We start from the raw sequence: 9010 nt of genomic DNA on the forward strand, positions 1-9010 counted from the left end.
CCAAAGTTTCCGTTCGAACACTGGAATTATACCAGACAATCTTTAGCATGGCGAGATAAACACTTGACATCCAAGCATTGATAACTGATTATAGGATAGGATAAAATTTCGTATTCATTAATAGAAGGAATATTTGACACGTTTGTAGAATTATATAAAGTAGTGAATATGCACGATAATACATCTAACAATGCTGTGCCTTTAACTGACGATCTTATGCAGCTTCTTGATATCTTGCCTCCTTTGTTGCGGGCGCGACTGCATCAGGAGCAAGGGCTTTCAAGTTTGCTTGAGGTTGTCCTTGACCTTGGACGTCCGGCCGAGGCGCGTTTTCCTGAGCGAACCCTGCGCTACCACGATATGATGATCGTTCAAGCTGATATTGAATATGTCACCAAGCATATAGGGAATTTCGGCAAGGATAATCGAGCGGGAATCGAGAGAACGTTGCACCGGATTTCGTCCATTCTCAACCGACAGGGCCATATCGTTGGCCTTACTTGTCGCGTGGGGCGCGCCGTCTTTGGGACCATCGATATCATGCAGGATATCGCTGAGACAGGAAAGAATATTTTATTCCTCGGCAAACCTGGCGTGGGCAAGACGAGCAAATTACGCGAAATTGCCCGTGTGCTTGCGGATGAGTTCGACAAGCGCGTGGTAATCGTCGATACTTCTAATGAGATTGCGGGCGATGGCGATATTCCACATCCCGGCATTGGAGGCGCTCGCCGAATGCAAGTGGCCGAACCGGCACTGCAGCATTCAGTGATGATTGAAGCTGTCGAAAACCATATGCCTGAAGCAATCGTTATTGACGAAATCGGGACTGAGGCAGAAGCGTTTGCTTCGCGCACGATTGCTGAAAGAGGCGTGCAACTTATTGGCACTGCGCATGGTATTTCACTTGAAAACTTAATGCTCAACCCAACTTTGGCCGATTTGATTGGCGGTATCCATGCGGTGACGCTCTCCGATGAAGAGGCGCGCAAGCGTGGAACTCAAAAAACTGTCTTGGAACGAAAAGCTCCCCCAACATTCGATATTGTGATTGAGCTGCTCGACTACGATCGGCTGGCGATTCATCATGATGTCGCAAAGACGGTCGATAAACTTCTTAGAGGTAATCCACCGCGCCCTGAGATACGTGTTCGGACGGAATCCGGTCGGGTAGAAATTGTCCAAAAAGCGGAGGAGCGGGTTGAACCGGCTTCATTTGATACGGTAGAACACCACAAGTCGCCTGAGCATTTGGCGCTACCTGAGATGCCGTCAACCGTGCGTATTTTCCCTTATGGCATTAGTCGTAGTAGGCTAGAGAGAGCCATTCGCGAACTGCATGTTTCGGCTTATATTACAAACGATCCTTCACAATCAGATGCGATAATGGCGATTAAATCCTCTTATCAACGCAAACCCGCTAAGTTACGCGAAATTGGGACTAAGAATTTGCCGACAATCGTGGTCAAGAGCAACACTTTCGCTCAGATTTCGAACGCGCTGAGAACTATATTCCGATTAGCCGATACTCCGGCCAGTGCGGAGGAAAGAGCGTTGCGCGAGGCGGAAGAGGGGGTCGAATACGTGCTCAATTATCTAAAGCCAATTGAATTAACCCCACAGAATAGCTACGTTCGACGGCTTCAACATCAGATCGTTGAAAAATTCCGTCTAGCTTCTGAAAGTGTTGGAGAAGAACCGAACCGTCGGCTTCGAATCCTAACAGTGTCCACTCATGGCGGCGGCGAGTAACCAGTACTTATGTTTATTACATTAGAAGGCACCGAAGCATCAGGGAAATCAACTCACTTGCGGCTTCTCGCCGATGAGTTGTCACGGCTGTCATATCCTGTTTTCGCAACAAGAGAACCTGGTGGCAGTCCGGTTGGAGAACAAATTCGCAATATTCTGCTCCATGGCGAAGCGCTCGATGCGACTGCTGAATTGATGCTCTTTCTTGCTGATAGGGCGCAGCATGTCTCTCAAGTTATCCGGCCTCATTTGGAGAATGGTGATATCGTGCTTTGCGATCGTTATGCTGATTCGACAGTTTGCTATCAAGGCTATGGCCGTGGATTGGATATCGAGTTTTTAAGATCTCTCAACTGTTTTGTTACGAAAGATTTACAGCCGGATTTGACTCTGGTCTTCGATCTGCCTATCGAGATTGCGTTAACCAGGCGTAAGAGGGAAGAGGGAGACCGAATCGATTGTGAAGAGGTATCATTTCATCAGCGAGTTCGTGAAGGCTTCCTTAAAGAAGTTGCAAGGGAACCTGAACGATTTCGGGTAATTGATGCCTCCACGTCAATTGAAGCAGTCTTCAAGGATGTATTGGCAATTGTGTTGCCCATACTGGAAAGGTAAAAACGATGAAACTGATAGTAGCCGTTGTTCACAATCGTGATAAAAACAAGATTACCGACAATCTGCTTCGTCAAGGTTTCAAGTTCACTATCATCGGAAGCACGGGCGGTTTTCTGCGTGAGGGGAATGTGACGATGCTTATTGGCGTCGAAACGGATCAGGCGGACCATGTTTTAGGCCTCATCGGCGAAAACTGCAAAACCCGAGAGCAATTTCAAAACGTGCTGCCCCCTGATGCCGCTCCTATCGGCACTTTCTTTCCAACTCCTGTCAAAGTTGTCGTTGGCGGAGCAATCGTCTTTGTGATGGATGTCGAGCGCTTCGAGCGTTTCTAGGTTGATCCGGCACAACAAAGCTTTTTGACGCGTGTGAATCCCAGTATATTTCCTAGGTTTCTTCAAAATGTGCTAATTTTTGTCCGTTTTTGCCTCTGAAAAACGAATATATATACATGTGTAACCAATCGCCGCACTGCTCCGTCCTAATTGAGTAAATATTAGGCAGAACGTGTCGGGTAGGAGTGCACAAAAACGTTTGTTCGTGCCCCCTCATCGGATCGCTGTTTATGAGGGGGCACTTTGTCCATAAGATACGTTGGATAGTATCTAAACTTCTGGAAGGGCTTAGCTTTAATAAATCAAAAAGGCCATTGGGGGATTCCCCAATGGCCTTTTTGATTTTAGTTGTAGTTAAATGTCCATTTTGCGGAAGTCTGGAACTTCAACAGGAGCGCCGCCTCGCTTGATCGATTCTTCAGACATGATGCCTGGCATGGTGAGGTCCATAGCATAGTAGATGCCAAGAGGTGGTTCGGTATCGTTGAGAATGCTGTCAACGAAATCGCGCATCTCGTAGTACTCGCTATTCTCCTGCTCGCCAGCTCGAACAACTTCCTCCGGCGGGTTCTTTAACATATCGGGTAGGAAGTCTTTCTCGATGTCTTTGAATGCATGCCATCCTGCATCAGGCCATAGATCGGACAGCCAAATCTTACGCTCATCACCCATTCCGCGAGTGCCTTCGAAGCTCCCTTTGGTTCCCTGCAGAGCATAGAATGTGTTGGGTGGACGGTTAGAGAGCATGTCAATTCGAATCTTAATTAATCCGCCCTTTTCGGTCTTGCACATCATAACGACGGTGTCATCCATCCCTTTTTCGGGATCGGTGTGCTTGCCGGTACCTTGACAGCAGACGGAAACTACCCGCTCATTGAACCAGGACATTACAGGGCCTAAGCTGTGGGTGGCATAGTTGCATCGGTTGATGCCGACTTGCCAGTAGTAACGCCACGTTGGGTTGCCTTGCGCATCTTTATGAAGGAACTTGATGTCGTGTAGCATTTCCCCTTCGCCGTAATATACATCGCCGAAAAGGCCCTTCTGAACCATGTTCTTCAGAACTAAGTTCTGCGTCCAATAAACTTGATTCTCGGCCATCATGTACTTGGTCTTGGCCTTTTTAACCGCTCTGACTAAGTCATAACACTGGTCGAGTGACACAGCGGCTGTTACCTCGCTGATGACGTGCTTACCTGCCTCCAAAGCCGCAATTGACTGTGGAACGTGAAGGTTCTCGGGGGTCGCCAACACGACGATATCCACATCCGACTTGAGCATATCTTCATACTCTTTGAACTTATTCGGGATGTTGTATTCGCCGCTGACGCGATCCAAAACTTCCTGCCGAGGATCGCAAATGGCGGTAACTTCGGTTTCCGTGATAACCTCGAATGGGCGGATAAAAGATGCTCCTCTCCCCATTCCTGCAATTCCTACTTTAAATTTATTCTTCATCAATTACTCCTAAATCGCTAAATGTGTGGGTCATTATAAACCCCATTAGTACCAACTCAAGCACCCAAATCATACCCTGATTATCTGCCACTACTTCGCGTAACTTTGAGAGCGGGTTTCTCGAATTACTGTTACTTTGATCTGGCCGGGGTATTCGAGCTCTTCTTCTATTCGTTTGGCGACATCGCGAGCGAGTTCTACGGCTCCTAAATCATCTAGTTCAACCGGCTTGACGATAATTCGAACCTCTCGACCAGCTTGGACCGCATAAGATTTTTCGACACCTTTGAACGACTCTGCGATTTCCTCAAGCTTCTCGAGGCGGCGAACATAGGATTCGAGTGATTCTCTACGAGCGCCTGGCCGAGCAGCACTTATACTGTCAGCCGCTGAGACCAAAACTGCTTCAACCGTTTCCGGTTCAATCTCACTGTGATGCGCACCAACGGCATTGGCAACCGCATCAGATTCGCCAAATTTCTTAATAAGCTGCATTCCCAAAAGCGCATGGGTTCCTTCCACTTCTGAGCTGAGGCTTTTGGCAATATCGTGTAGAAATGCGGCGCGACGCGCCAACTCGACGTCGGCATGTAATTCAGTCGCCATTTGAGTAGCGAGAACCGATACTTCAATCGAATGGGCAAGAACATTCTGACCATACGAAGTTCGGAATCGAAGACGCCCCATCTGCTTCACAAGCTCAGGGTGAAGATTAACGAGGCCGGCTTTTAGAACTCCACGCTCGCCGGCTTCCAGCATCTGGCGGTCCACTTCCTCCTGTGCTTTCTCGACAGCTTCTTCAATTCGCGCAGGGTGAATTCGGCCATCGATCACGAGGTTAAGAAGAGCAATTCGCGCAACTTCTCTGCGAATGGGATCAAAGCATGAAAGCACAACCGCTTCAGGAGTGTCGTCGATTATGAGATCGACCCCTAAAATCTGTTCGAATGTGCGGATATTTCGACCTTCACGGCCAATAATTCGGCCTTTCATTTCATCGTTGGGGAGTTCGACAACAGAAACACTGCTTTCGCTGACATATTCGACGGCATTTCGTTGGATGGTATCAATCACAATCTCACGAGCGCGTCTATCAGCATCCCGCTTGGCTTCATCTTCAATATTGCGGACCAGCCTAGAGGCGTCTTGCCGGGCTTCGTCTTCGATACGCTTTAAGAAGAGAGTGCGCGCTTCCTCGACTGACATCTGGGCGACGCGCTGAAGTTCTTGGTATTGCTGTTGGTAGAGGTCTTCGACTGCCTGATAGCGCTTGTCGGTGTCGACTTCTTTCTTGATGATAACTTTCTCATGCTGTTCAACTGTCTGGAGCCGATGGTCTAACACTTCTTCTTTTTGAATTACCCTTCGCTCCATGCGTTGGATTTCCGCACGCTTTTCACGGACTTCCCCATCGACTTCCGCGCGAATCCGATGAACTTCGTCCTTAGCTTCGACAATGAATTCGCGCTTTTTGGCGTCCGCTTGCTCGATAATATCTCGTTTATCACGATCAAGCTCAAGCTCACGATTTTGAAGTCTTACAGCTTCAGCCTTAATTTCTGATTCTTTTTCTTGAACTTTCGAATATTTCAAAGCGCTCATTACGCCAAATACGATAGATGCGATCACCGCAAGGAGCGCTGCTAATTCTAAATACATATCAATACCTCCAGGATATCTCCAGCTCATCCGCTGGGGCGAGGAGGTTGGGCCGAGGGCCAACAGGACTCTATTATATAAATGGTTTCAAAGCGATTGCCGTTTCGTTAATCAACGTTAAAACCGGCTTCTTCACCGAGAATGTCAGTAATATCAAGGTCATCACCGCAATACGCGCTCATGGCAAGTACGGCTGCCTCTTCTTCAAATCCACGTCTTAACAGAAATCCAATCCATTGGCGAAGCGCTTTGGCATTTAGTTCAGCGGGAGTTTCCCCCCATTGTCCTTTTAACGCCTTTAGCGCTATGTATATTTCTTTTTTTTCGTCCCAATCTCTAACTACAGTCTCTATCAATGAATCATTTAGACCTTTGCGGGATAATTCCTGCATGATATTTTTACGTCCGCTTGGTCTATTTTCCAAACGCTGTTCAACGTATTCCCGGGCAAGTTTTTCATCACCTATCAAATGTCGTGCGTCAAGGTGTTCGAGCACCAGGTCAATCGTCTCGTTATCATACCCCTTTCGGGATAGGCGCTCAGTCAATGTTTTTCGACTTAACGCTTGCTTACTCAGCAGTTTAAAGCTTGCTAAAAGAGCTTCTTGAAATTCTTGCATAATAATAGCCTAAACTTCATCAGCTTCAGCTTGCTCAGTTAAAATACGAGTACTGAACAATATACGTTACCATACCTTTAAATATTCTGTCATTTTCCCCTGAAAATTAATGGGAAATTAGTTTTTATTCTATAAAAAGGCTTGTGAGTACGATCCAAAGAAGCCCTTTATGTCTCAAATGGTCATCATTCCTAGCTTGCAGAGCAATCTCCCAAAGGCCTGACGAATGAATTCTCGATAATTCCTGACAGGTGCCATGCCTTCGGTTCTAAAAGCTCTATTAAAACCCCAATAGTCCCCCTTATCCAAGAGGGACTATTGCGAGATGATAGCTACTTTGAATCTTCAGATACTTCCTCTACGACGGTTGCTTTTTTCTCGGTATCTGGAGCCACTTCTTTTGCTGCTTTTGAGGCTTCTCTGATCTTTTGATCAATCTCTTCAACAAAAATGGGGTTCTCTTCCAAGTAGGCTCGAGCATTTTCACGGCCTTGGCCTAGGCGGGTTTCGCCATAGTTGAACCAGGTGCCGGACTTGCCAATAATGCCGAGGGAAGCTCCCACATCAATGAGATCACCTATCCTTGAGATGCCTTTTCCAAAGATGATGTCGAACTCGGCGTTTCTGAACGGAGGGGCAACCTTGTTCTTAACGGCCTTTACCTTCGTTCGGACTCCAACTGCTTCGGTGCCGTTTTTAATCGTATCGCCCCTTCTAACTTCAAGGCGAACCGATGCCCAGAACCGAAGCGCACGGCCGCCCGGAGTGGTTTCCGGATTGCCAAACATCACGCCGATCTTCTCTCGCATCTGATTGATAAAGATGACGGCCGTTCGCGATTTACTGGTCGAGCCGCCAATCTTTCGCAGTGCCTGGGACATGAGGCGCGCCTGAATGCCGACAAAGGCATCACCCATCTCGCCCTCGAATTCAGCCTTCGGCACCAAAGCCGCGACCGAGTCCAAGACGACGATATCGACAGCGCCGCTGCGAATCATAACGTCCATGATTTCGAGTGCTTCTTCACCGGTTGCTGGCTGAGAAACATACAGCTTCTCAGCATCGACACCGATGCTTTTGGAATACTCGACATCGAGGGCATGCTCGGCATCCACAAAAAGCGCCGTACCCCCGAGCTTCATCGCCTCAGCCACTAAATGAAGGGCTAAGGTTGTTTTACCGGAACCTTCCGTGCCGTAAATCTCCGTAATACGACCACGAGGAATGCCGCCTACGCCTAAGGCGAGGTCAAGTGCGATAGAACCAGTTGGAATTACTTCCACTGTCGCCTGTGCGGTTTCACCCAAGCGCATTAATGCGCCCCGGCCAAAGCTCTTCTCCAACTGTGCTCGTGCAATATCTAGTGCGCGTTCTTTATCCACGATCGAAGCTCCCTTTGCTACTCCGTAATCGGCGGAGCGGTTTGGTTTTGCAGGCTGACTTTTGTAATACATAATTATTCCGACTTAATCTCAAATCTTTTTATTTCTGTGTATTCAGCGCCCTGAGGTTGAAGAGTGCTTTGCATAAGGGATAGAGCGCTCACTTTTATTATTCCCAAGCTATGCGCGTCTACCGTTTCAAATGCCTTTGCAATATCCCCCACGTGACCCTTAACTCGGCCTATGGTCAGGTGAGCATGAAAGCCCCGTTCTTCGCCCTTAAAGCCTATTGGCTGTAGACACAATTCTACCACATTATAGATCTCTTCGAGCAAGTCATTTGAAGATTCTACGCCAATCCACAAAGTTTTTGGTCTCACCAAATTAGGGAAAGCGCCCCACCCGCCAACCTTAGCTTCAAAGCCTTTTAATCGAGCCGCCGCCGCTTCGAGAGCCAACCCTATCTTCTCAACCGCATCAGGGCTTTGCTCATCCAAAAACACTAATGTAAAATGGAAGTTCTGTGAAGCCACCCATAAGATAGACGCGCCTGAGAGTTGCTTTTTTAACTGCTCTTGCGCCCGCCTAGCCTTCTCGCGGAGGTCTTCTTCGATTAACAAAGCTATAAAGACTCGCATCCGCCCCTCAAAATACCTTTGTGAAGAAGCTCCAGCGCTCGATGCGCAGAACGCTCTTTAACGGTTTCCCGTTGGCCGATGAACTTATTTTCTTCAACAAATGAGCTTGCGCCATTCGCAATAGCGATATAAACTAATCCAACCGGCTTCGTTTCGGTTCCGCCTGTCGGACCAGCTATTCCGGTGATACCGATGCCCCAATTGCTCCCTGTTAATTTAGCAACGCCTTGAGCCATCAATGTGGCGACTTCTGGGCAGACCGCTCCATGCTCTATCAAAACAGATTCAGGCACGCCCAACTCGCGCATTTTTAATTCGTTGCTATATGCCACAACCCCACCCAAAAATACGTTCGATGCACCGGGTATATTGGTGATTCGATGAGATAGTAACCCGCCCGAACAGGATTCGCCAACCGAAAGTGTCTGCCTGTGTTCTCTTAGTAGACTGACTACTACATCTTCGAGCTTCATCTCGTCTATCCCATAAACCGCGTCTCCAAGTCGTTCTCGAATCTTCAAATCCATCGGTTCAATCAGCTTTTCAGCTTC

General features: G+C 47.9%; 9 protein-coding genes. 3 read left to right on the forward strand and 6 right to left on the reverse strand.

Annotated features, from left to right (window positions below):
- Nucleotides 1-168 precede the first annotated feature (168 nt).
- From WCO51_06055 to WCO51_06065, 3 genes are read left to right on the forward strand one after another with little or no spacing between them, the layout of a single operon-like run.
- Nucleotides 169-1752: a R3H domain-containing nucleic acid-binding protein gene (locus tag WCO51_06055; GenBank protein ID MEI6512822.1), complete on the forward strand. Its 1584-nt coding sequence runs from the start codon at nucleotides 169-171 to the stop codon at nucleotides 1750-1752.
- Nucleotides 1753-1761: 9 nt separating this feature from the next.
- On the forward strand, nucleotides 1762-2367 hold the full coding sequence (tmk, locus tag WCO51_06060; protein MEI6512823.1) for a dTMP kinase: 606 nt from the start codon (nucleotides 1762-1764) through the stop codon (nucleotides 2365-2367).
- 5 nt (nucleotides 2368-2372) lie between these two features.
- Nucleotides 2373-2702 carry a cyclic-di-AMP receptor gene (locus WCO51_06065; protein ID MEI6512824.1) on the forward strand — a complete coding sequence of 110 codons (330 nt, stop codon included), beginning with the start codon at nucleotides 2373-2375 and terminating at the stop codon, nucleotides 2700-2702.
- A 354-nt stretch (nucleotides 2703-3056) separates the two neighbouring features.
- On the opposite strand, the gene WCO51_06070 is transcribed toward WCO51_06065, so the two are convergent.
- From WCO51_06070 to WCO51_06095, 6 genes are all read right to left on the reverse strand, one after another.
- Nucleotides 3057-4160 (reverse strand): Gfo/Idh/MocA family oxidoreductase, encoded by a 1104-nt coding sequence (locus WCO51_06070; GenBank protein MEI6512825.1) that lies wholly within the window; start codon nucleotides 4158-4160, stop codon nucleotides 3057-3059.
- 90 nt (nucleotides 4161-4250) lie between these two features.
- A complete protein-coding gene (rny, locus tag WCO51_06075) occupies nucleotides 4251-5819 on the reverse strand; it encodes a ribonuclease Y (protein MEI6512826.1) in 1569 nt (522 codons plus the stop codon).
- Nucleotides 5820-5926: 107 nt separating this feature from the next.
- Nucleotides 5927-6439, reverse strand: coding sequence for a regulatory protein RecX (locus WCO51_06080; protein ID MEI6512827.1), 513 nt, complete (start codon nucleotides 6437-6439; stop codon nucleotides 5927-5929).
- Nucleotides 6440-6771: 332 nt separating this feature from the next.
- On the reverse strand, nucleotides 6772-7824 hold the full coding sequence (gene recA / locus WCO51_06085; GenBank protein MEI6512828.1) for a recombinase RecA: 1053 nt from the start codon (nucleotides 7822-7824) through the stop codon (nucleotides 6772-6774).
- 71 nt (nucleotides 7825-7895) lie between these two features.
- Nucleotides 7896-8459, reverse strand: coding sequence for an RNA 2',3'-cyclic phosphodiesterase (gene thpR, locus WCO51_06090; GenBank protein ID MEI6512829.1), 564 nt, complete (start codon nucleotides 8457-8459; stop codon nucleotides 7896-7898).
- Nucleotides 8444-9010 (reverse strand): nicotinamide-nucleotide amidohydrolase family protein (locus tag WCO51_06095; protein ID MEI6512830.1); only part of this gene is annotated, 567 nt, incomplete at its 5' end. The genes thpR and WCO51_06095, both read right to left, overlap by 16 nt.

The organism is bacterium (assembly GCA_037131655.1).
GTDB lineage: Bacteria > Armatimonadota > Fimbriimonadia > Fimbriimonadales > JBAXQP01 > JBAXQP01.